General features: G+C 66.0%; 21 protein-coding genes. 10 read left to right on the forward strand and 11 right to left on the reverse strand.

The genetic code is table 11. The annotated features are described in order from the left end of the window. Positions 1-41 precede the first annotated feature (41 nt). Together B215_RS19945 and rsmD are read left to right on the forward strand one after the other, a co-directional pair. Positions 42-1,529, forward strand: coding sequence for a pseudouridine synthase (locus B215_RS19945; RefSeq protein WP_019369468.1), 1,488 nt, complete (start codon positions 42-44; stop codon positions 1,527-1,529). Further along, on the forward strand, positions 1,529-2,068 hold the full coding sequence (gene rsmD / locus B215_RS0109785; RefSeq protein WP_019369469.1) for a 16S rRNA (guanine(966)-N(2))-methyltransferase RsmD: 540 nt from the start codon (positions 1,529-1,531) through the stop codon (positions 2,066-2,068). The genes B215_RS19945 and rsmD overlap by 1 nt, the downstream gene beginning before the upstream one ends. Before the next feature lie 4 nt (positions 2,069-2,072). Here rsmD and B215_RS0109790 read toward each other — a convergent pair whose 3' ends face one another. Next, entirely contained in the window at positions 2,073-3,341 is a 1,269-nt protein-coding gene (locus B215_RS0109790) for an MFS transporter (protein ID WP_019369470.1), read from the reverse strand. Between the two features lie 128 nt (positions 3,342-3,469). Between B215_RS0109790 and B215_RS21535 the strand changes: the two genes are divergently transcribed. Further along, positions 3,470-3,643 (forward strand): hypothetical protein, encoded by a 174-nt coding sequence (locus tag B215_RS21535; RefSeq protein ID WP_019369471.1) that lies wholly within the window; start codon positions 3,470-3,472, stop codon positions 3,641-3,643. Positions 3,644-3,672: 29 nt separating this feature from the next. On the opposite strand, the gene B215_RS0109800 is transcribed toward B215_RS21535, so the two are convergent. After that, positions 3,673-5,313: an inorganic phosphate transporter gene (locus tag B215_RS0109800; RefSeq protein ID WP_026009136.1), complete on the reverse strand. Its 1,641-nt coding sequence runs from the start codon at positions 5,311-5,313 to the stop codon at positions 3,673-3,675. Between the two features lie 63 nt (positions 5,314-5,376). Further along, positions 5,377-5,571, reverse strand: a complete 195-nt coding sequence (locus tag B215_RS0109805) for a hypothetical protein (protein WP_019369473.1) — start codon at positions 5,569-5,571, stop codon at positions 5,377-5,379. A gap of 129 nt (positions 5,572-5,700) precedes the next feature. Between B215_RS0109805 and B215_RS0109810 the strand changes: the two genes are divergently transcribed. Further along, positions 5,701-8,010 carry an ATP-dependent helicase gene (locus B215_RS0109810; RefSeq protein WP_019369474.1) on the forward strand — a complete coding sequence of 770 codons (2,310 nt, stop codon included), beginning with the start codon at positions 5,701-5,703 and terminating at the stop codon, positions 8,008-8,010. Between the two features lie 48 nt (positions 8,011-8,058). On the opposite strand, the gene B215_RS0109815 is transcribed toward B215_RS0109810, so the two are convergent. Next, positions 8,059-8,400, reverse strand: coding sequence for a hypothetical protein (locus B215_RS0109815; RefSeq protein ID WP_019369475.1), 342 nt, complete (start codon positions 8,398-8,400; stop codon positions 8,059-8,061). A 174-nt stretch (positions 8,401-8,574) separates the two neighbouring features. Between B215_RS0109815 and B215_RS0109820 the strand changes: the two genes are divergently transcribed. From B215_RS0109820 to cysK, 5 genes are all read left to right on the forward strand, one after another. After that, positions 8,575-9,102, forward strand: coding sequence for a glycine zipper 2TM domain-containing protein (locus tag B215_RS0109820; protein ID WP_019369476.1), 528 nt, complete (start codon positions 8,575-8,577; stop codon positions 9,100-9,102). A 238-nt stretch (positions 9,103-9,340) separates the two neighbouring features. Further along, positions 9,341-9,535, forward strand: coding sequence for a DUF465 domain-containing protein (locus tag B215_RS0109825; protein ID WP_236704440.1), 195 nt, complete (start codon positions 9,341-9,343; stop codon positions 9,533-9,535). Between the two features lie 139 nt (positions 9,536-9,674). After that, positions 9,675-11,069, forward strand: a complete 1,395-nt coding sequence (locus B215_RS0109830; RefSeq protein WP_019369478.1) for an MFS transporter — start codon at positions 9,675-9,677, stop codon at positions 11,067-11,069. 64 nt (positions 11,070-11,133) lie between these two features. Continuing rightward, positions 11,134-12,456, forward strand: coding sequence for an MFS transporter (locus B215_RS0109835; RefSeq protein ID WP_019369479.1), 1,323 nt, complete (start codon positions 11,134-11,136; stop codon positions 12,454-12,456). Further along, positions 12,453-13,373, forward strand: coding sequence for a cysteine synthase A (cysK, locus tag B215_RS0109840; RefSeq protein WP_019369480.1), 921 nt, complete (start codon positions 12,453-12,455; stop codon positions 13,371-13,373). The genes B215_RS0109835 and cysK overlap by 4 nt, the downstream gene beginning before the upstream one ends. A gap of 137 nt (positions 13,374-13,510) precedes the next feature. Here the strand turns inward: cysK and B215_RS0109845 are convergent, their stop codons facing one another. Continuing rightward, the gene (locus B215_RS0109845; protein WP_019369481.1) at positions 13,511-14,146 is read right to left on the reverse strand and encodes an OmpA family protein; all 636 of its coding nucleotides are present in this window, start codon (positions 14,144-14,146) and stop codon (positions 13,511-13,513) included. Next, the gene (locus tag B215_RS0109850; protein WP_019369482.1) at positions 14,143-15,957 is read right to left on the reverse strand and encodes a cation:proton antiporter; all 1,815 of its coding nucleotides are present in this window, start codon (positions 15,955-15,957) and stop codon (positions 14,143-14,145) included. Before B215_RS0109850 ends, B215_RS0109845 begins: the two co-directional genes overlap by 4 nt. A gap of 154 nt (positions 15,958-16,111) precedes the next feature. On the opposite strand from B215_RS0109850, the gene B215_RS0109855 reads away from it, so the two are divergent. Further along, a complete protein-coding gene (locus B215_RS0109855; protein WP_082664434.1) occupies positions 16,112-17,473 on the forward strand; it encodes a cell wall hydrolase in 1,362 nt (453 codons plus the stop codon). Here the strand turns inward: B215_RS0109855 and B215_RS0109860 are convergent. The 5 genes from B215_RS0109860 to B215_RS0109880 all read right to left on the reverse strand — a co-directional run bounded on the left by B215_RS0109860 (position 17,470) and on the right by B215_RS0109880 (position 21,048). After that, positions 17,470-19,272, reverse strand: a complete 1,803-nt coding sequence (locus B215_RS0109860; protein ID WP_019369484.1) for an acyl-CoA dehydrogenase C-terminal domain-containing protein — start codon at positions 19,270-19,272, stop codon at positions 17,470-17,472. The two genes, B215_RS0109855 and B215_RS0109860, sit on opposite strands and share 4 nt — an antisense overlap. Positions 19,273-19,298: 26 nt before the next feature. Continuing rightward, positions 19,299-19,727 carry a MerR family transcriptional regulator gene (locus B215_RS0109865; protein ID WP_010544964.1) on the reverse strand — a complete coding sequence of 143 codons (429 nt, stop codon included), beginning with the start codon at positions 19,725-19,727 and terminating at the stop codon, positions 19,299-19,301. Positions 19,728-19,838: 111 nt separating this feature from the next. Then, positions 19,839-20,336 carry a hypothetical protein gene (locus B215_RS0109870; RefSeq protein ID WP_019369485.1) on the reverse strand — a complete coding sequence of 166 codons (498 nt, stop codon included), beginning with the start codon at positions 20,334-20,336 and terminating at the stop codon, positions 19,839-19,841. After that, positions 20,333-20,695: a phosphoribosyl-AMP cyclohydrolase gene (gene hisI, locus B215_RS0109875; RefSeq protein WP_019369486.1), complete on the reverse strand. Its 363-nt coding sequence runs from the start codon at positions 20,693-20,695 to the stop codon at positions 20,333-20,335. The genes B215_RS0109870 and hisI overlap by 4 nt, the downstream gene beginning before the upstream one ends. 104 nt (positions 20,696-20,799) lie before the next feature. Then, a complete protein-coding gene (locus B215_RS0109880; protein ID WP_019369487.1) occupies positions 20,800-21,048 on the reverse strand; it encodes a DUF7218 family protein in 249 nt (82 codons plus the stop codon). Positions 21,049-21,070 lie beyond the last annotated feature (22 nt).

Below are 21,070 nucleotides of genomic sequence, written 5' to 3' on the forward strand. Positions count from 1 at the left end.
TAAATTTTTGCTCGGCGAAGCATAATCGCTATATCGCCGCGGTGTCTGTATCCACTCCCCCGAAAACGGCGGGCGCGTCCCAGCGTATCGCCAAGCTTCTCGCCCGCGCCGGCATCGCCTCGCGCCGCGAAATCGAACGCATGATTGCCGAGGGCCGCGTCGCCCTCAACGGCACCGTTCTCGATACCCCTGCAACCCTGCTCAACTCGCTTCACGGCGTCACGGTCGATGGCCAGCCGGTGGCGGAAGCTGCCCCGGCCCGACTGTTCCGCTATCACAAAGCGGCGGGCCTGCTCACCGCCGAACGCGATTTCACCGGCCGGCCGACCATCTACGATCAAATGCCCGAAGGCTTGCCGCGCGTGATTCCCGTCGGGCGGCTCGATCTCAATACTGAAGGACTGTTGCTGCTCACGACCGACGGTGAGCTGAAGCGTGAGCTCGAGCTGCCGTCCACTGGCGTGGAACGCAGCTATCGCGCCCGCGCATACGGCCAAGTGAGCCAGGAGCAGCTTGAGGATCTGATGCTCGGCATCGAGATCGAAGGCGTGCGCTATGGCCCTATCAACGCCAATATCGAACGGCGAACCGGAGCAAATCTCTGGATCGAGATGACGCTGACGGAGGGCAAGAACCGCGAAGTCCGCCGCGTCCTGGAATATCTGGGCCTCCAGGTCAGCCGCCTGATCCGCACTCGCTATGGCCCCTTCTTTCTGGGTGACCTGCCGCCCGGCGACGTCGATGAGATCCGCCAAGCGGATCTGATCACCTTCCGCACCGTGCTTTCCAAGCCGGGCGGCGGCAAGGCTGCGTCGAACCTCCAATTCGCCGTTCGCCAGCGCGTGATCGAGCCGGTAGAGAAGCCGAGTAAGGTGGAGCCAGAGGGCCGTCGCCGGATCGCAAAACCGGCCGCGGCACCGGCCGCAAAGAAACCCGTTTTCACCCCCCGCGCTACGCCCGAGGCGAAGGCGAAGCCCGGCGCACGAACCCCTGGCCGGCTTTCCGCACGCGAGGGCACTGCCGATCGGGTTGGCAATCCGGCACGCGCCGGGCGCGCCAAGGCATTCCGGGACAATCGCGAGCCGCGCGAGACGCAAGGCATGGAACGCCCCTGGGCCACGCGTGACGATCGCCGCACTCGAGAAGGTACGGAACGCCCGCGCGGAGAGCGGCCACAGCGTAGTGGCCCCGTTGGAGGCGCAGGCGAGCGTCGCGCTGCGCATCCTCGGGCCGAGGGCGAAGAGCGGCCGGGCAGCTTCCGCTCGCAGCGGACCGGCGGTGAACGTCGGCACGACGAGGCGGGACGCCCCAGGGCTGACCGCAGCGAACGCAGCCGCGGCGCACCGTCCTCTCGATCAGGCGAGCCGGAACGGCCACGGAGCGGCCCGCGCACGCGTCCCGGCGGTGATAGCGCCGACCGGCCACGGGGCGGACCGCGCCCGCCCCGGCCAGGCGGCGGCGATCACCCGCGCGGCCCGCGTCCGGGCGGTCCCGGCAAGCCTGCCAGGCCGCCACGGGGGCGCAACTGATGCGGATCATCGCTGGTGAATGGCGAGGTCGCCCGCTGCTCGCGCCTAAGGGCGAAACGACTCGGCCTACGGCAGATCGCACGCGCGAGGCCCTGTTCTCGATGCTCGCCTCGCGCATTGGCAGCTTCGAGGGCCTGGCGGTCGGCGATTTTTTTGCCGGATCGGGGGCATTGGGCTTGGAAGCCCTGTCGCGGGGGGCGGGCTCGTGCGTGTTCGTTGAGCAGGATCGCGGGGCGCTCGACGTGCTCAAAGCCAATGTCGCAAAGCTCGGCGCGAAAGGTGCCGATGTGCGGCCTGGATCGGTACTCGCGCTTGGGCCCGCGCGCGCGCCGCTGGATCTGATCATGATGGATCCGCCCTATGGCACCAGCGCCGGCGCCGTCGCGCTCGACAAGCTCGCACGGCTCGGCTGGACTGCGCCGGGCAGCTGGGTGAGCATCGAGACCGCCTATAACGAGGACGTGTCGGTCGCCGGCTTCGTCATTGATGTCGAGCGGGTGCATGGCAAGGCAAAGCTCACCCTGCTTCGCCCCGCCTGAACACCTAGCGCGTGCTGCACCGCGTGAGCCAAAGGCCGATCAGGCTGACGCCTGCGGCACCGGCGAGGTACCAGCCGACCATGCCGATGCCACTGTGCTGGACCAGGGTCTCGGCGATCAGCGGCGTCAGGCCGCCGCCAAGGATCCCGCCCAGGTTAAACGTCACCGAAACGCCGGTGTACCGCACCTGCGCGGGAAACAGGCTGGGCAGCCAGCCGCCGAGCGGTCCGTACACGAAGCCCATTACGAACAGGCCGGCGACCAGCCACACGAACACCGCGCCCAGCGCCCCCGGCACGAGCAGCACCGGCATTGCCAGGCCCAGCGGCACCATCGCCATACAGCCCAGCGCTAGCGCCAGTCCCGGCCCGCGCTTGTCCGCCAGCCAGCCGGCGGCCCCGATTCCCAGCGCCATGAACAGGATCGCGCCGAGTTCGACGCCCAGAAACGCCCCGCGCGGATAGCCTAGCGTCTTGGTACCAAAGCCGATGGCGAACAGCGTGGCGACGTAGAATAGGGCGAAGCAGGCGATCGTGCCCAGCGTGCCAGCTAGGGTCGGCCCCAGATGCGAACGGACCAGCACGCCCAGCGGCACCTGCGGCGGAGGCGCATGTTTCGCCGCCTCGGCAAAGGCGGGCGTTTCGGCGATGCTCAGGCGCACCCAAAGACCCAGCGCGACCAGCCCGGCGCTGGCAAGGAACGGCAGGCGCCAGCCCCAGTCGCGAAACGCAGCATCGTCCAGGAACGCGCCAAGCAGCAGGAACAAGCCGTTGGCGGCGATGAAGCCGACCGGCGCGCCCAGCGGCGGGAAGCTGCCATAGCGATATGCCCAGCCCGTGGGCGCATATTCCACGGCGAGCAGGCTGGCACCGCCCCATTCGCCGCCCAGACCCAGTCCTTGGCCGAAACGCAACAGGCACAGCAGCAGCGGCGCCACCCAGCCGATCATCGCATGGCTCGGCAGGCAACCGATCAGGACGGTGGAGATTCCCATCAGCATCAGCGAAGCGACAAGAGTCGATTTGCGCCCAAGTCGATCACCGAAGTGGCCGAACACCAGGCCGCCGAGCGGGCGCGCAAAGAACGCTACGCTGAAGCTGGCATAGGCGGCGAACTGCTGCAGCCAGGGTTCCTGCGCCGGGAAGAAGAGTGGGCCGAACACAAGCGCGGTCGCCGTGGCGTAGATGTAGAAATCGTAGAACTCAACCGACGTGCCCACCAGGCTCGCAAACAAAATGCGGCGGTGGGACGCTGGCGCTGCGGCATCGGCCATGTGGCATTCCTCCCCGTCGCTTCCCTCCACCGAGCCGACGCGTCGGTCAAGCGTCGTTCAGCGGACGGAAAGTTTCGGCAGGGTACCGATAGGCCCGCACTCGCTGCACCGGAAATTGGGAGACGGATATGCGCGAATCGCCGCTGAAACGACTGGTTTACGCTACATTTTTCGCCTTGCTCGCAGGCGGACTAGTCGCCTGCTACAATCCCGTCGAGCACGTGAAGGCAGATCTTCGAGCCGATGCCAGCGGCGTGGGCAACAGCCTGCATTTGGCGTTGCAGGACCTTCTGCACGGGTAAGCGGCGGGACAGCCCCCCCGCCGCTTTGATCAGTGCAGGCCAAAGGTCCGCACGGCACTGAGCATCAGCCAGTATAGCCCACCGGCGAGAAGCATCGCGGCGGGAAGTGTGAGCAGCCACGCCAGCGCCAGGTTGCGCAGGGTTCGCGCCTGCAGTCCGGCCCCGCTCGCCACCGATGCGCCGGCCACGCCGGACGAAAGGATGTGCGTGGTGGATACCGGGAGGCCGAAATGGTCCGCCGCCAGGATCGTACCGGCGGCCACGATCTCCGCCGAAGCGCCCATGCCATAAGTCATGTGCTGCTTGCCGATCTTCTCGCCCACGGTGACGACGATCCGCTTCCAGCCGATCATCGTGCCCAGCCCTAGCGCCAGCGCCACCACGATTTTCACCCAGATCGGGATGAAGCGCGTGCCCGCCTCCAGACTCTTCTGATAGGCTTTGAGCGCCGACAGTTCGGCCGGCTGAAATGCCGTTTCCTTCTTCAGGGCCAGCCGAGTCGTATCGAGTACAAGATACATGTCGTTGCGAATGTTGGACGTCGCCTCTGCCGGCACCGCGCGCAGCGAGCCATAGCTGGCAACTCGCGCCGTCAGATGGTGCGACAGCGTTTCAAGCGCCGCGAACACCTTCGGCTCCTCTGCCTTGCGGAGCTGCAAGGCTTGGGTCAGCGTCGCCCGCGCGGCCGCCGGCGCCAACTGGATGCCGTCGCTGCGGGCATCGAACGCGGCCGTGGCCTGGTTCGCCGTCTGGACGAAGGCGGGCGTCGAACTCGCCGGTAGTGTGCGGTTCAGAGCATAGGCGGTAGGCGCGCAGCCGATCAGGATCAGCATGATCAGCCCCATGCCCTTCTGACCGTCGTTGGATCCGTGGCTGAAGGACACGGCGGTGCAGGTGAAGATCAGCACCGCCCGGATGCCTTTGGGCGGCGGGGTGCTGTCCCCCGGCGCACGATACAGCGTCGGGTTGCGGATGAGCAGCCGCATGACCAGCAACAGCAGCAACGCAGCGGTGAAGCCGATCAGCGGCGCCATCCACAGGCCGGTTAGCACCTTCTGCGCCTGGCTCCAGTCGACACCGGCCGTGCCGCCCCGCGATCCGGCCGAGATGAGCTGGTTGGCGAACCCGACGCCCAGCACCGATCCAATCAGCGTGTGGCTGGACGAATTGGGCAGGCCCACATACCAGGTGCCGAGGTTCCAGAGCACCGCCGCGAGCAGCAGCGCAAAGATCATCGCAAAGCCCGGAGCCGAGCCCACGTTCAAGATCAGATCCACCGGCAGCAGCGTGATGATCGCATAGGCAACCGCTCCGCTGGAGGCCATCACGCCCAGGAAATTGAACACGCCCGACCAGACGACCGCGAAATGCGCCGGCATCGAATTGGTGTAGATCACGGTAGCGACGGCGTTAGCGGTATCGTGGAATCCGTTCACGAACTCGAAGCCGAGCGCGATCAGCAACGCCAGCGCGAGGAATAGGAACGCGCCGATCGCGAGTTCTTCGCCCACCCCGCGCGTGTCGGTCAGCACGCTCCAGCCAGCGAAGGCAAAGCCGCCGACCAGGATCGCTGCGAACAGCAGCTTGGCGAGCGGATGCGTCTGATAGTCGAAGCGGGGACTTCGCGGCGTTTCCGCCTGCGGAGCCTGTTCCATTGCTAGCGTCGCCATGATGTTAGCGCCTTTGGAGGGAACGTGTGACAGGAGAATGACGGTTCGGAGCCATCGCGCGGTTCAGTCCAAGCACGCGGTGCGGACGATGCGCACAACCTTGCCGCTGGAGTCGCGCTCTTCCCTGCGATCATTGGTGCAGCGCGGTTGCTGGTCCGCGCCGTCCATGCGCCACGCTGCAACGGCCGCGACGATCGCGAGCGCCAGCACAAGTGCGAGCCGAATCTTCAGCCGGCGAGAGGGGTTGCGAATTGCCATAGGTTAGTCTCGCGTCGCCCATAGGCTTCGGCTGAAACGGAGGCAATCCACCCCATCAGCGGCCGGATGCGGGCAGAATGCAACTGCGCGCGCTTGCCCCGGCCGCCGCCGTTCCCTAGTTGTTCGCCAATGTCCCTCCCCACCACTCCCCAGGACGCCCCCTATCTTCATGGGCTCAACGAACCACAGCGCGAGGCCGTGCTGACCACCGAAGGGCCGGTGCTCGTGCTGGCCGGCGCCGGTACCGGCAAAACGGCGGCGCTCACCGCTCGGCTGGCGCATCTGCTCTGGACGCGGCGCGCCTATCCCTCGGAGATCCTTGCAGTCACCTTCACCAACCGCGCCGCGCGTGAAATGCGGGAGCGCGTCGGGCGGCTGGTAGGCGAGGCCGTGGAGGGGATGCCGTGGCTAGGCACGTTTCACGCGATCGGCGCGAAGATGCTGCGCCGTCACGCGGAGCTCGTCGGCCTGCAGAGCAACTTCACCATTCTGGACACGGACGACCAGCTTAGACTGCTGAAGCAGCTGATCGTCGCCAACGAGCTGGACGAGAAGCGCTGGCCGGCGCGGCAGCTTGCCGGGCTGATCGACGGGTGGAAGAACCGCGGGCTGGTGCCCGCCGACATCGATGCCGGCGAATCCGAAGCCTATGCCAATGGCCGCGGCCAATCACTATACACCCAGTACCAGGAACGGCTGCGACTGCTGAATGCCTGCGACTTCGGCGACCTTCTGCTGCACATGCTGACTATTCTTAAAACGGATCGTGAGGTTCTGGCGCAGTATCAGCAGCGCTTCCGTTACATCATGGTCGACGAATATCAGGACACCAACGCCGTCCAGTATCTCTGGCTCCGGCTGCTCGCACAGGAGCGGAAGAACCTTTGCTGCGTGGGCGACGACGATCAGTCGATCTACAGCTGGCGCGGCGCGCAGGTGGAAAATATCCTAAAGTTTGAAAAGGACTTCCCCGGTGCAGCGGTGATCAAATTGGAGCAGAATTACCGCTCAACGCCGCACATCCTAGGCGCCGCATCGGGCGTGATCGCCAACAATGGCGGGCGTCTTGGCAAGACGCTGTGGACCGACGTCGACGTTGGCGAAAAAGTGAAGGTGCTCGGCGTCTGGGACGGCCCCGAAGAGGCGCGGCGCGTTGGCGAAGAAATCGAAGCACTGCAGCGCGACGGCCTCAGCCTTGATGCGACGGCGATCCTGGTGCGCGCGCAGCACCAGACGCGCGAGTTTGAAGATCGCTTCATCGCGATCGGCATGTCCTATCGCATCATCGGCGGCTTCCGCTTCTATGAACGGCAGGAAATCCGCGATGCGCTCGCCTATCTGCGGGTGGTCGCCCAGCCCGCGGACGATCTGGCGTTCGAGCGCATCGTCAACGTGCCCAAACGCGGTCTGGGCGACAAGGCGCTCGCCAAAGTTCACCAGTTCGCCCGTGCCCAGGGCCTGCCGCTCGCCACGGCTGCCGCACGCATCCTGGATACCGATGAACTGACGCCGCAGGCGCGCCGCGCGCTCGGCAACCTCATCGGCGACATGGCTCGCTGGCGGAGCATGGGCAATGATCTGCAGCATCCGGATCTTGCCCGCATTATCCTGGACGAGAGCGGCTATACCGCCATGTGGCAGGCGGATCGCACCGCAGAGGCGGCCGGGCGGTTGGAAAACCTGAACGAACTCGTGCGGGCGATGGAGGAATATGAAAGCCTTTCCGCTTTCCTTGAGCATGTCAGCCTGGTGATGGACAACGAGGCCGCTGCCGAGGAACCCAAGGTGACGATCATGACGATCCATGCCGCCAAGGGCCTGGAATTCGACACCGTGTTCCTCGCCGGATGGGAAGAAGGCATTTTCCCGTCGCAGCGCGCGCTGGACGAGGGCGGGCTGGCGAGCCTGGAGGAAGAGCGCCGCCTGGCCTATGTCGCGATCACGCGCGCACGGCGGCGCGCAATCATCCTCCACGCCGCCAATCGGCGCATTTATGGCCAGTGGACCTCAAGCCTGCCCAGCCGCTTCGTCGGCGAGTTGCCTCCCGAGCATGTCGAGTCGGAAAGCACGATGAGCGGCGGCGAAAGCCTGTGGCGAGCGAATTGGAGCGAGCGGAGCGATCCGTTCGCGGACGTGTCGCGTGGTACCGGGCGCGGACCTGGCTGGCAGCGCGCCGCGGGCGTCGACTTGAAGAATCCCGGCGGCAGCGTCGCGGCCCGCGGCTTCACTCGCGAACAGCCGCGCGTGCTGGAAAGTCGCGCGTCCGCGGTGAGTTTCGCAGCGAAGCCAAGAACCGATCTGAAGATCGGCCTGCGCGTCTTTCATCAGAAGTTCGGCTACGGCCTGATCGCCGAAATCGAAGGCAATAAGCTGGAGATCGACTTCGAGCAGGCCGGCCGCAAGCGCGTTATGGACAGCTTCGTGAGCGTGGAAAGCTGATCAAACTTCAGACGAAGTCTGAAACTCACTCCCGAACGGAATTGCGAGTCACGCTTGGGGTTCGATCGCCATCAGCGTGACGCCGGCATATTTCTCCAGTTCCGCGTCGAACAGCGGACTGATGTCGAACGCGCGATCGAGGACGGAGACTTCCCTCAGACCGTCGACCTTGAACGTAGCAATCTTCGGCTCGCGCGGCAGCATCCCCTCCCGCGAGACCACCAGCGCATCGGCATAGAGCGAGTCGTTGCGCGTATACAGGATGTGCGGGCCGATAATCATGCGCGTGCGATTATACGTCACCTGCAGACAGCGCAGGCGGACGATTCCCTCCAGCACGAAAGGGTTGTTGTTGATCGGGGCTTCAGTCACGGTGTTCGGAACGCTCATGGTACAAATATGATACCAATGCTGCATAGCAGCAAGAACAAAGCGCGTCAGCCATGCGTGCCCTCCCCCGCGTTCGTTTCAGTACAGCTTCGTTCAGCCAGCCTTCACGCGCAAGCCTGGAAGAAGTGCGCGCACCCGGCGTTGTACCGGTACCGCTGATGAAGGAGATTGGAAATGAAGCATTTCGTGGCGCTTGCCGCTGTGATGGCTGCCGGGCTGTCGATCGCAGCGCCGGCGTCGGCGCAGAACGATCCCCGCTATTCCTCGCCGGAGCAGGAGCGTGCCCGTTTCGAAGCGGCGCGCGAGCGATTCGATCGCGAATATCGCATTTTCCAGCAGGCCGCCGATCGGTATGCCGACTATAGCGAGTGGCTGGCCCACGCCCCGCCGCCCCGGGCCGACATTCGCGACGAAGCCGATTGGGATCCCTCCCGCTACTACCGCCCTGGTTCCAGCGAACGCGTGCTGAGTTCGGACGACCGCGTCTATCGCGGTCAGGACGGCCGCTATTATTGCAAGCGGCCGGATGGCACGACGGGCCTGATCGTCGGCGCGGCCGCGGGCGGCCTGTTCGGCAACGTCATCGCCAGCCGCCGTTCCAGCACCGTCGGAACGCTGCTGGGCGCAATCGCCGGCGGCGCGATCGGCGCCTCGGTCGACAAGAACAACCAGATGAACAACCAGGATATTCGCTGCCGTTGATTGGTGCAGGGGCCTTACGCGAGATTTTTGCGCGAGGCCCCTTGCGCGAAGCGGCCACGCGCATAAATTGCTAGGTGCGGGACCGGGCCCCTCTGGCGGCGGCTTCACCTGAAGCCCCGTGATGTCGGACCGCATCGAGTGCGCTCGGTGCAGGTTCGGTGGTGTTCTCCCCCTCCCCGCACCTCCAGTCTCATCGGGCCACTCGATCGATGCACTTTCATCGAACGGAGCCATGACGATGACGATTGTTGAACGGCTGATCGCAACCCACCGGATGCTGGAACGGGAGATCCGCCGCGAACTGCGCCGGCATTTGCCGGATGCGTTCCGCCTCGCCGAACTCAAGAAGCACAAGCTTGCCGTGAAGGATCGCCTCCACCTGTATCTGCCGGCCCCTGCCGCGCGGCTTGCACTGGTGCCCAGCCGCCGCTGACCCGGGCACGGGCGGGGACCGTCGCACGCGCGACGGTCCCCGCATCTTCCAGCGCCGGAGCAGCGGCAGCAGGGGGATTATGGCGCGAAAGGGAGTTCCTGGCTGGGAACCCCCAGCCGCTTTATGCACTAAGGCCGCGATGCAAATCGAAGGTCTTCCCCTGCCCCGCCGCCTGGCCGCTATCGCTGCCGTCTCGTTCGGCGCGGCGCTGGTAGTAATCGACGGGGCCATTGCCACGGTGGCGCTGCCCACCATCGCCCGCGACCTGCACGTCGAATCCTCCGCAGCGGTGGCGGTGGTAACGATTTATCAGCTCGTGTTGGTGATGCTGCTGCTGCCCTTTTCCGGTCTCGGCAACCGCATCGGGCTGAAGCGGCTATATCAGGCCGGGCAAATCGTGTTCACGGTGGCGACGATCCTCTGCTTCTTCGCCAAAAGCCTCCCTTTTCTGCTGATCGTCCGCGCGGCGCAGGCGGCGGGCGCTGCGGCGGCGCTCAGCGTTTCTTCGGCGCTGGTTCGGCAAATCTATCCTGCCCACCAGCTTGGCCACGGCCTGGGGGTCAATTCGGTCGTGGTCTCGGTTTCGTCCGCGATCGCGCCTACGCTCGGCGGACTTGTCCTGGGCTTTGGCCCGTGGCCGTGGGTGTTCGCCTCCGCGGTGCCCTTCGCCATCGCCAGCCTGTTGCTCGGCCGCGCCTTGCCGGACGTGCCGCGCTCCGAAGCGCGGTTCGACGTTCTGGGCGCTGTGCTCTGCGCGGCGATGTTCGGGTTGGTGATCGGCGGGCTGGAAAGCGCCGTGCACGGGGACAGCCCCGTCGTATCCGCGGCGGTGGTGCTGGCCGGCGTCGCGATCGGTGTGATTTTCGTTCGTCGCGAACGCGGCGAGGCCGAACCGATCCTGCCCGTCGATCTGCTCGGTCGCCCGGTGCTGGCGCTCTCCACGATCGGCGCCTTCACCGCCTTTGTCGCGACGATGAGCATCCTCCTGTCGCTGCCTTTTCGGCTCCAGCACGGCTATGGTTTTGCGCCGTCCGAGGTGGGCGCGGTCATCGCGCCGTGGCCACTGACGACGATGTTTGTAGCGCCGATGGCGGGATCGCTCTCCGATCGATATCCGGCGGGAGCGCTGGGTGGCATCGGCATGGCGATCGCCATCGCGGGACTCGTTAGCCTCGCCTTCCTGCCCCACGATCCCAGCTATCTCGACATCGCCTGGCGCATGTCGCTCACCGGAGCGGGCTTCGGCATGTTCCTTTCGCCCAATGCGCGGCTGATCATCGGCTCCGCCCCCGTCGAGCGGGCAGCGGCGGCCGGCGGCCTTATCTCGACGACGCGGATGGTGGGGCAGACTGCTGGTGCGACGTTGGTAGCGGCGTTGCTCGCCGCCGGAGTTGGCGCCGGGATGGCGCCCGCGCTCGTCGCCGCGGGGCTGGCACTGATTGCCGGAATCTGCAGCCTCGCCCGCCTGCGGCCGTCGGTACGCAACCCCGCAAAGGGCGAGGCGACCGAGGCGCAGCCCGCCCGGATGGGGTGAAGCTTTACATGCCCCAAACCATTCGATGATTGCGCGGCGAGCACCTGCGGGCCAAGAGCGCCGCATGGCTCAACATCCTTTCGCCATCGGCAATTTTCGCGCTTATTTCGTCGCCCGGCTCGCCGCCACGCTCGGGCAGATGGCGATGGTGATCGTGATCGGCTGGCAGGTGTATGACATTGCCCGTCGTTCGATGGGCATCAAGGAAGCGGCGTTTCAGCTCGGGATGATCGGCGTCGCGCAGTTCCTGCCGCTGCTGTTCCTGTCGCTGTTCGCCGGATGGGTGGCGGATCGGATCGATCGCCGCTGGATCGCACGCGCGGCAGTTGCGCTGGAGGCGTTTTGCGCGCTTGCGCTCGCATGGCTGACGTGGCGGCACACCATCACCCTGCCCTATTTGTTCGGCATCGCGGCGCTGCTCGGCGTCGCTCGCGCCTTTGCCAGCCCGGCACTGGGGGCGCTCGCGCCCAATCTGGTGCCGAAAGCGATCCTGCCGACTGCGATCGCGCTCAGCTCGCTTGCCTGGCAGACCGGAACGGTGATCGGGCCTGCAATGGGCGGCTATCTCTATGCCGCCGAGTCATGGCTTGCGTATGCCGTTTCGGGCGGGCTGTTTCTCGTCTCGCTGCTCATGCTGTTCCTGATCGGGCCGATCCCGACCGCCGCCCGCAAGTTCACCGGCAGCCCCTGGGCGCAGATGATCGACGGCCTCCGCTATGTCCGTCGCAACCGGCTGGTATTGGGCGCGATCTCGCTCGACCTGTTCGCGGTGCTGCTCGGCGGCGCGACGGCGATGCTGCCGGTCTATGCCCGCGACATCCTGCAGGTGGGATCGGAGGGCCTGGGGCACCTTCGCGCGGCCCCTGCGTTGGGTGCGGTGGTGACGGCCCTGTTCTTCTCGTGGCGCCCGCTCAGGACCAATGTGGGCGTGAAGATGCTGGTCGCGGTCGCCTTGTTCGGCCTGGCGACGGTGGTGTTCGGCGCCGCCGCACCGCTGCTGGTGCCGGTGCTCGGTCCCAAGGCGGTCGGCACCGACCTTTCGCCCGCGGTGCTGATCTCGCTGGCGGCTCTGTTCGTGCTGGGCGCGGCCGACATGGTCTCGGTGTATGTCCGCCAGTCGCTGATCCAGCTCTACACGCCGGACGAGATGCGCGGCCGCGTCGGCGCGGTCTCCACTTTGTTCATTTCCGGCTCCAACGAGCTGGGCGAGGCCGAAAGCGGCTTCCTCGCCGCGCTGATCGGCCCGGTTGCCGCGGTGATCGGCGGCGGCGTCGGCGCGATCCTTGTCACGGTCCTGTGGTCGAAGCTATTCCCTGAGCTCAAGCGGGCTCGAACCTTCGATCCCCCGGCCACCCTCGAAGTTCCTCCCAAGGAGATGACGACATGAAGGCCAATTCGATCCTCGAGACGATCGGCAACACGCCGCACGTCCGCATCAACAAGCTGTTCCCCGGCGCCGAAGTGTGGATCAAGTCCGAGCGCGCCAACCCCGGCGGCTCGATCAAGGACCGCATCGCGCTGGCGATGGTCGAGGCGGCCGAGAAGGACGGCAGCCTCCAGCCCGGCGGCACGATCGTCGAGCCTACCAGCGGCAACACCGGCGTCGGCCTGGCGATGGTCGCAGCGGTGAAGGGCTACAAGCTGATCCTGGTGATGCCCGAGAGCATGTCGCTCGAACGCCGTCGGCTGATGCTCGCCTATGGCGCCACCTTCGATCTCACCCCGCGCGAAAAGGGCATGAAGGGCGCGATCGAGCGCGCGCTGGAAATCGTCGAGAGCACCCCCGGCGCCTGGATGCCGCAGCAGTTCGAAAACGCTGCGAACATCGACGTCCATGTGCGTACCACTGCACAGGAAATCTTGAACGATTTCCGCGACACGTCGATCGGCGTCATCATCACCGGCGTCGGCACCGGCGGGCACATCACCGGCGTCGCCGAGGCGCTGAAGAAGGAATGGCCGAACCTCAAGGTGTTTGCGGTGGAGCCCGAACTGTCGCCGGTGATCTCGGGCGGCCAGCCGGGTCCGCATCCGATCCAGGGCATCGGCGCCGGCTTCGTGCCGAAGAACCTGCACACCGACGCGATCGACGGGGTGATCAAGGTCGATGCCGCGGTCGCAAAGGACATGGCGCGCCGCTCGGCCGCCGAAGAGGGTATGCTGGTCGGCATCTCCTCGGGCGGTACGCTCGCCGCGATCCTGCAGAAGCTGCCCGACCTGCCCGACGGCGTCCGCGTGCTCGGCTTCAACTATGATACCGGCGAGCGCTATCTCAGCGTGCCGGACTTCCTGCCCGAGAGCTGATCAGAGGTGGAAGGCGCTGCCCCTCCACCGACATCCCGGCGAAAGCCGGGATCGATTGGCTTCAACGGCGCGGCTCCTGCCGAACCGGAGGAGATGAATGGATCCCGGCTTTTGCAGGGATGACAGCGTGTTAGGGCCTATTTCTGGGACTTGGGATCAACCGCCGGAGCCTCGGCGGTTCCGTTGTCGGCTGGAGCAGTCGGCGTCTCCGCAGCGACAGGCAGCGCGACCTGCCCCTCCACCCGCCGGTTCTTCGCCCGCGCCTCGGGATCGTCGCTGCCGTCCGTTTTGGCGTTCGGCACCAGCGCGCGGGTCTCGCCGAACGCGATCACCGTCATTCGCTCGGCCGGCACGCCCTTCGATAGCAGATAGTCGCGCACCGCCTCGGCCCGCTTGCGCGAGGCAATGAGGTTGTCCCGGTCATTGCCGCGCGTGTCGGTGTGGCCGCCGATCGTGATCGTACCGCCTGCGGCGGTCGTCGGATTCGCCAGCATCTCGTCGAGCAGCTTGCGTCCAGCATCATCCAGCTTCAGCCCCGATCCGCCGAAGGGCACCACAACTTCCAGCGGCTTGAGCTCGGCCTTCTTCGGCTCGTCCGGTACCACCTCCGGGCGCAGGATCGATTTGGGCGCCTCGGCAGCGCTGTTGTTCGCCAGCGCATCATCCTCGACGAAAATGCTCCTGTTCTCCGCCGCGGCATTGTCGCCCGGCGCCTCGCGGGCGTCACAGCCCGCCAGCACCCCCAGGAGCGCCAGCATCGCCCATCTGCTCATGCAACCTCCTCCTGAAGCCGTCGCGCCGGCATGGGGGGCACGTACGAGATGATCGTGTCGCCGGGCTGCGGCGTCGGCCGGCTGGCGTGCGAGAAGAAGCGGAGCATTCCGCTCTTGCGCACCAGCAGCAGCATGTCGGCAGCATCGGGCAGGTCCGCCTTGGCGGCGTCGAAATCGAACTGCTCGGTCAGGCGGGTCTTGCGGAAGCTCCAGCCCTCGCGATCGCGTTCGACGATTTCCTCGACACCGTGGCCGCTGGTAAACAACGCGCGCCCGCGCAGCGATTCCGGCAGGGCGCGAGCATCCTCGTCATCGCCGCCGCTGCCGAGCTGGTAGACATTGTCGCGGCCCATCTCATGCGCGAATTCGTTGCAGACGAGCGCGTTGTACGCCTCGTTGTCGCTGGTCGCGGCGAGCACCTGGAACTGCGACATGTCCAGCCGATCCTCGGTAGCTTCTGCCAGGATCTCGCCATGGTAAGTGGGAATTCCGATCTGCCTGGCCGGCCGGAGCCGCTGCCAGCTCGTGTCGCAGATCGTTACCGGCACTTCGAGCTGGCGCAACTGCTCCGCCAACGCCAAGCTCCATGGCGTACCGCCCACGATCAGCAGGCCGCGATCCGTCGCGCCCGTAACTTTGAGCAAGCGTGCGACCGGCCCGATCGAGAAGCCGTGCGCGACGATGGTTACGACGACCACGGCGAAGGAGAGAGTCACCAGGATCGAGCCGTCGCTATAGCCGAGCTTGTCCAAACGTAGCGCGAAGAGCCCCGAAATAGCCACTGCAACGATACCGCGCGGCGCGATCCAGGCGACCAGCAGTCGCTCGTTCCATGGTACGCGCGTGAAGGCGAGGCTCGCCAATACGGTGATCGGCCGCACGAGGAACAAGAGTGCCGCAAGGAAGGCGAGAAACCGCCATTCGAACTGACGCAGCACCTCGAAATCGAGCGAGGCTGACAGCAGCACGAACACGCCCGAGATCAGCAGGACGGTGACGTTCTCCTTGAACGGATGGATATCCCGCAGCGAATCGAGCCGCATATTGGCAAGCGCCACGCCCATCACCGTCACCGTGAGCAGCCCGGTTTCCTGCTTGATCAGGTTCGAACCGACGAACACGCCGATCACCGCGACCAGCAACACCGGCGCTTTCAGGTATTCGGGGACATGGCCGCGCGGAAATGCCCAGCCGATCGCCTTGGCAGCAAGCCAGCCGATCAGACCCGCAACGATGCTGGCAGCGAGCAGCGACAGGAATACGCTGGCGAGTGTCCCGCCATCGCCCACACGACGCAGATATTCATAGGTGATCAGGCCGCACAGTGCGCCGATCGGATCGTTGACGATCGCTTCCCACTTCAGGATCGCCCGTGGCCTCGCCGCGACATTGCTCTGGCGCAGCAGCGGCAGGACCACGGTGGGGCCGGTGACGACCAGAATGCCGGCGAACAGCGTCGCGACAGGCCACACCAGCCCAGCAGCATAATAGAGCGCGAGGGTACCCAACGCCCAGCCAATCGGCACGCCCAGGAAGACCAGCCGGGTCACTGCGCCATCGGTGCGCCGCAGCTCGCGGAAGTTGAGGCTGAGGCCGCCTTCAAAGAGGATCAGCGCCACTGCGATCGAGACGATCGGCTCCAGCAGTTCGCCGAATACGCGCTCGGGGACGATCAGCCCGGTGACCGGCCCTGCCAGCACCCCGGCGACGAGCATCAGTGCGATGGCAGGCCAACCTGTACGCCAGGCGATCCACTGCGCGCCGATGCCGAGCGCACCGATCAGCGCGATGACGAGCGCGGGTTGATGCATTCGGAGAAAATACCTTCCTTCACGCGCCAAGACGATGCGCGCCCCATCGCAATACGGCTGCGACACTGGATCGGTTCCGTTTCAGTTGCGGACGAAATCCGGGCTGTTCCCACCTTTGCCGCTTTGGGATAAGGCCGGCCACCTTCGATCGAGAATGCCACAACCGCCTGTGCCGCCTGATAACCCCACCACCCCGCTTGCCTCCTGGCTCCGCCTGGTTCTCGGCATCGTCACGCTCGCCGCCCTGGTGGTGCCGACGCTGCTGGTGCTCAATGCGCCCGGCGTGCCGCACCGTCCGCGTCGCGTGCCCCCCGTCGTGCTGCCAGCGCGAGTCGTGCCCAAGGAGGAGCTGCCGCCGGTAGAGCCGGTCGCGATCGCCAATCTTGCGCCGGAAGATGCGCGGGCGTTCAACGCCTCGATACCCATATCCACCGCGCCGAACCCGGCGGCTCGCCCTTTCCATCTCACTGGCAGCGCGGCAAGCCAGGAACGCGCAGTCGACTGCCTCGCTGCCGCCGAGATATATGAAGCCGGCGACGACGCGCTGGGCGAGCGGGCGGTAGCGCAGGTGGTTATCAACCGCGTACGCCATCCGGCTTTCCCCAAGACGGTCTGCGGCGTGGTGTTTCAGGGATCGGAGCGGAGCACCGGCTGCCAGTTCACCTTCACCTGTGACGGCGCACTCGCCCGCTGGTCGCCCACCCCCATCGCCTGGACCCGCGCCCGGGAGATTGCCCGCATGGCGCTGCGCGGCGCAGTGTTCCGCCCCGTGGGGCACGCCACTCACTATCACACCGATTGGGTCGTGCCCTATTGGAGCGCCAGCCTCGACAAGATCGTCGCGCTCCACACCCATCTGTTCTTCCGTTGGGCCGGCTGGTGGGGCACGCCGCCCGCCTTCAACCGCGCCTATATCGCCGACGAACCGAACATCGCGCTGCTCGCGAAACTTTCCCCCGCGCATCAAGGTTCGGCGGATGCAGTCGTCGGTGCTGCCGGGAATCCCGGTGCGACCGGGCTGCTGTTCGACGTGCAGAAGGCGGCCGCCGCAATCCCGGCCACTGACGTGCCGGCAGCGGTTGCCGGGGATCAGAACGTGTTCCTCGTCACGCTTTCCGAGGACATGCTTCCCGATCTCTACCCTGCGCTTGCGCTGCGCACCTGCGGCGACCGCCCGTATTGCAAGTTCATGGCCTGGCTCGATCCGGCGAAAAAACCGGCGCGGCTTCCGCCCACCGGTGAACAGGCAGCGGCGATGGCATTCAGCTATTTGCGCGACACGCGGGTGCAATATGTAAAGGCGCTGTGGAACTGTGATCAGTTTCGCCGTCCCAGCCCCGCCCAGTGCATGCGCCGGCAGCCGCCGCCCGCACCGGTTGCCACGCTGGCACCAGCGCCGAGAGCCGAGCCCGCGCCGCTCGACGGCGTACGGCGCAAGGCGCCTCCCGCACAGAACAAGGCCGGCGCAGCGGCTCCCGCTGCGCCGGCCTCGCAACTGCCCGCAAGCAGCGATTAGGCGGCCTTGAACATCTCCGGGTCGAGCGCCATCACCGCTTCGCTACCCGCCTCGATCTTGCGGCGCAGGCCGCTCGCATCGGGGAGGAACCGCTCGGCATAGAAGCGCGCGGTGACCAGCTTGGCCTCGAGGAAGGCGACATCCTCGGCGCCCTGCGCCAGCGCCTCGCTCGCGGCCTTGGCCATGCGCAGCCACATCAGGCCCAGCGCCACCGTGCCGGTCAGTTGCATGTAGGGATAGGCACCCGCGCCGACCTCGTTCGGGTTCTTGAAGCCGTTCTGCGCCAGCCACATCGTCGCACCCTGGAGATGCCCCAGCGCCTTCTCCAGTGCCTCGGCAAAGCCCGCAAGCTTCGCATCCCCCTTGGCCGCGGCGACTTCCTCGCTCACGACACGGAAGAAGGCCTGCACCGCCCGGCCACCGTTCAGCGCCAGCTTGCGGCCGACCAGGTCCATCGCCTGTACGCCGTTGGTGCCTTCGTAGATCATCGCGATGCGGGCATCGCGGACATACTGCTCCATGCCCCATTCGGCGATATAGCCATGGCCGCCATAGACCTGCTGGCAATCGGTCGCGACCTTGTAGCCGATATCGGTGCCGACGCCCTTGATCACCGGGGTTAGCAGGCCGATCAGGTCGCCGGCGAGCTGGCGCTCCTCCTCGGTTGCGGCGGCATGTTCCATGTCGACCTGGAGCGCCCCCCACAGGCACAAAGCGCGTAGTCCCTCGATCTGCGCCTTGGCTTCCATCAGCATGCGGCGGACGTCCGGGTGAACAAACAGCGTGTCCGCCTTCTCGGCCGGCTCCTTCGGACCGGTGAGCGCGCGGCCCTGACGGCGGTCGCCGGCATATTGGACGGCGTTCTGCATCGCGACTTCGGCGATGCCGAGGCCCTGCAGGCCGACACCCAGCCGCGCGGCGTTCATCATGATGAACATCGCGGCGAGACCCTTCATCTCCTCGCCGACGAGCCAGCCGGTGGCGCCGTCATAGTTCATCACGCAGGTCGAGTTGGCATGGATGCCCATCTTGTGCTCGATCGAGCCGCAGCTCACGCCGTTGCGCGCGCCGAGCGAGCCGTCGTCGTTGACCAGGAACTTGGGCACCACGAACAGCGAGATGCCCTTGGTGCTGTCCGGCGCGCCCGGGGTCTTGGCCAGCACCAGATGGATGATGTTGCTGGTCAGGTCGTGCTCGCCCGACGAGATGAAGATCTTGGTGCCGGTGATGCTGTAGGAGCCGTCCGGATTGGGCTCGGCCTTGGTCTTGATGAGGCCCAGATCGGTGCCGCACTGCGGCTCGGTCAGGTTCATCGTGCCGCCCCATTCGCCCGAGACCATCTTCGGGACGTACTTGGCCTTCTGCTCCTCCGAGCCCTTGACCAGCAGCGCGGCGATCGCGCCATGGGTCAGGCCCGGATACATGGCAAAGGCCATGTTCGAGGCGATCATATATTCCTCGAACGCGGTCGCCACGACATGCGGCATCGCCTGGCCGCCATACTCGGCCGGCGCGCTGAGCGTGCCCCAGCCGCTTTCGACGAACTGCTGATAGGCTTGCTTGAAGCCGTCCGGCGTGGTCACGCTGCCATCGGGGTGGCGGGTGCAGCCCTGCTGGTCGCCGCTATGATTGATCGGGAACAGCACCTCGGCGACGAACTTGCCGCCTTCCTCCAGCACCGCGTCGACCACGTCGGGCGTCGCTGCCTGGAAGTGCGGCAGGTTGGTGTAGCGATCGAGCCCGATGACCCGATCCAGAATGAAGCGCGTGTCGCGCACAGGGGCGGTAAACTGCGGCATTTCAGGTTCCTCAGCGTTCGTTGTTCTTAGTGCTCGTTGTCTTTGCTTTTGATCAGGTCGACGAACTGCGCGAGCTCGGCGATATGCGCATCGATGTCCCGCTTCTGCGCTTCGAGATGGCGGATGCGGTCCATGCACCGCTCCAGCGTCACCTGGCGCTGGACGCGCCGGCCGTCGCCAAGATCGTAGAGATCGATCATCTCCTTGATCTCGCCCAGGCTGAAGCCGACGCGCTTGCCGCGCAGGATCCAGGCGAGCCGGGCGCGGTCGCGGTGCGTGTAGATGCGCTGGGTGCCCCGCCGCTCGGGCGAAATCAGCCCCTCGTCCTCATAGAAGCGTAGCGCGCGCGGCGTAACGCCGAACTCGGCACACAAGTCGGAAATCGAGAAGGCGTCGCGGTCGGGACGCGGTTCGATCGGCGCCAGGGCCTCGATCGGAAAGGCAGCAGCGGTCATGCTGCTTTTGTAGTTTCCCTTTACGTGAACGTCAAGTGTGCACCGCTAAATCATGCCCGGTGGTTGCACGTCTTCGAGACACCCCCCGATGCAGCGGCATCTATCAGACGGTCACTCTTCGCAAAGGGGTTGCCCTTTTGCATCGCGCATCGCTCGTGCCTCGGCCATCGACTCGCCTAGCCGGGTGAACTGCGCGCCTGCGAGCCCTGCCCTGCCCGTGCAAAGCCGCGCGCACGGTGCCGGCACCGCCCCCGGCAGGGCGAGGTGATCGCCATCGTAACGGGCGGTGAAGCGGCAGGCGTCGGCGGATCCGAGTATCAATTCCAGCCCGTCGGCAGTGCGCCGCACCGACCCCGTCGCGCGGCAGCCATTCGCCGCGTCATAATCGATGACGATGCCGACCCGGTTCGCCTTCGCCGAAGGGAGGATGCAAAGCCTGTCGGGCCCGCGGGCAAATGCGCCGAAAATCGCGCGGTTCTGCGGATCGCGCACCAGCCCGCGTTCGATGGCTGCCGTTTCCAAATCGGGCGAGACAGCGGACGTCGGACCGGTGGTAGGCCCGCCGCATCCGGCAAGTCCCAGCAGCAGCGCCAGAACGCGCCGCTTCATGCGTCGCGCACCAGCGCTCCCTTCTCGATCCGGCGGTAGAAGCAGCTCAGAGCGCCCGTGTGGCAGGCTGGGCCGTGCGGCTCGACGCGGAGCCACACCGCATCCTGATCGCAGTCGATCCGTGCCTCGACAAGGTTAAGAAAATGCCCCGAAGTCTCGCCTTTGGTCCACAACCGGCCGCGGCTGCGCGACCAGAATGTGGCCCTGCCCGTCGACAGCGTCACCGCCAGCGCCTCGGCATTCATATGCGCGAGCATCAGCACCTCGCCGGTGCTGGCATGAGTAGCGACGGCGGTGATCAGGCCGTTGGCGTCATATTTCGGGTCGAGCGTGGCGCCCGTTTCACGGATATCGGTCACCAGGCAGCCTTAGCGGAATCGGCCGAAGACGTCATCTCCTGATACGACCGGAACCGCAAGCGACAGGTCAGGCTCCGCCTCTTCCGAAGCTGCGAGAGACGATCTCAGTGGTTGCGAATCGCCTTCACCAGCGCCGCCTTGTCCTTGCTCGAACGCCCCTCGATACCGATTTCCTTCGCCTCGTCGTACAGCTCGGCCTTGCTACGCTGCTCGAGCTTGCCGCCGCCGGCGTCGAGGGAACCATTCGCCTGCGCATTAGCGATCCGCGCCGCCTTCTCTTTCGAGGCGCCTTCCTTCCGCAGCTTCTCGTACACTGCGTCGTTCTTGATCTGCGAACCGTGGTCCTTCGCCATGTTTCGTCTCCCACTTAAAGGG

It is taken from the genome of Sphingomonas sp. ATCC 31555, assembly GCF_000282895.1.
Lineage (GTDB): Bacteria > Pseudomonadota > Alphaproteobacteria > Sphingomonadales > Sphingomonadaceae > Sphingomonas.

Bases quoted from the DNA above. Each gene is read 5' to 3' on its own strand.
- B215_RS0109800 (WP_026009136.1), bottom strand. From the start codon at position 5,313: ATGGCGACGCTAGCAATGGAACAGGCTCCGCAGGCGGAAACGCCGCGA.
- B215_RS21535 (WP_019369471.1), top strand. From the start codon at position 3,470: ATGCGCGAATCGCCGCTGAAACGACTGGTTTACGCTACATTTTTCGCC.
- B215_RS0109865 (WP_010544964.1), bottom strand. From the start codon at position 19,727: ATGACCGCTGCTGCCTTTCCGATCGAGGCCCTGGCGCCGATCGAACCG.
- B215_RS0109835 (WP_019369479.1), top strand. From the start codon at position 11,134: ATGGCTCAACATCCTTTCGCCATCGGCAATTTTCGCGCTTATTTCGTC.
- B215_RS0109850 (WP_019369482.1), bottom strand. From the start codon at position 15,957: ATGCATCAACCCGCGCTCGTCATCGCGCTGATCGGTGCGCTCGGCATC.
- rsmD (WP_019369469.1), top strand. From the start codon at position 1,529: ATGCGGATCATCGCTGGTGAATGGCGAGGTCGCCCGCTGCTCGCGCCT.
- B215_RS0109870 (WP_019369485.1), bottom strand. From the start codon at position 20,336: ATGAAGCGGCGCGTTCTGGCGCTGCTGCTGGGACTTGCCGGATGCGGC.
- B215_RS0109815 (WP_019369475.1), bottom strand. From the start codon at position 8,400: ATGAGCGTTCCGAACACCGTGACTGAAGCCCCGATCAACAACAACCCT.
- B215_RS0109810 (WP_019369474.1), top strand. From the start codon at position 5,701: ATGTCCCTCCCCACCACTCCCCAGGACGCCCCCTATCTTCATGGGCTC.
- B215_RS0109860 (WP_019369484.1), bottom strand. From the start codon at position 19,272: ATGCCGCAGTTTACCGCCCCTGTGCGCGACACGCGCTTCATTCTGGAT.
- B215_RS0109790 (WP_019369470.1), bottom strand. From the start codon at position 3,341: ATGGCCGATGCCGCAGCGCCAGCGTCCCACCGCCGCATTTTGTTTGCG.
- B215_RS0109845 (WP_019369481.1), bottom strand. From the start codon at position 14,146: ATGAGCAGATGGGCGATGCTGGCGCTCCTGGGGGTGCTGGCGGGCTGT.
- B215_RS0109830 (WP_019369478.1), top strand. From the start codon at position 9,675: ATGCAAATCGAAGGTCTTCCCCTGCCCCGCCGCCTGGCCGCTATCGCT.
- B215_RS0109880 (WP_019369487.1), bottom strand. From the start codon at position 21,048: ATGGCGAAGGACCACGGTTCGCAGATCAAGAACGACGCAGTGTACGAG.
- B215_RS0109805 (WP_019369473.1), bottom strand. From the start codon at position 5,571: ATGGCAATTCGCAACCCCTCTCGCCGGCTGAAGATTCGGCTCGCACTT.
- B215_RS0109825 (WP_236704440.1), top strand. From the start codon at position 9,341: ATGACGATTGTTGAACGGCTGATCGCAACCCACCGGATGCTGGAACGG.
- B215_RS0109820 (WP_019369476.1), top strand. From the start codon at position 8,575: ATGAAGCATTTCGTGGCGCTTGCCGCTGTGATGGCTGCCGGGCTGTCG.
- B215_RS0109855 (WP_082664434.1), top strand. From the start codon at position 16,112: ATGCCACAACCGCCTGTGCCGCCTGATAACCCCACCACCCCGCTTGCC.
- cysK (WP_019369480.1), top strand. From the start codon at position 12,453: ATGAAGGCCAATTCGATCCTCGAGACGATCGGCAACACGCCGCACGTC.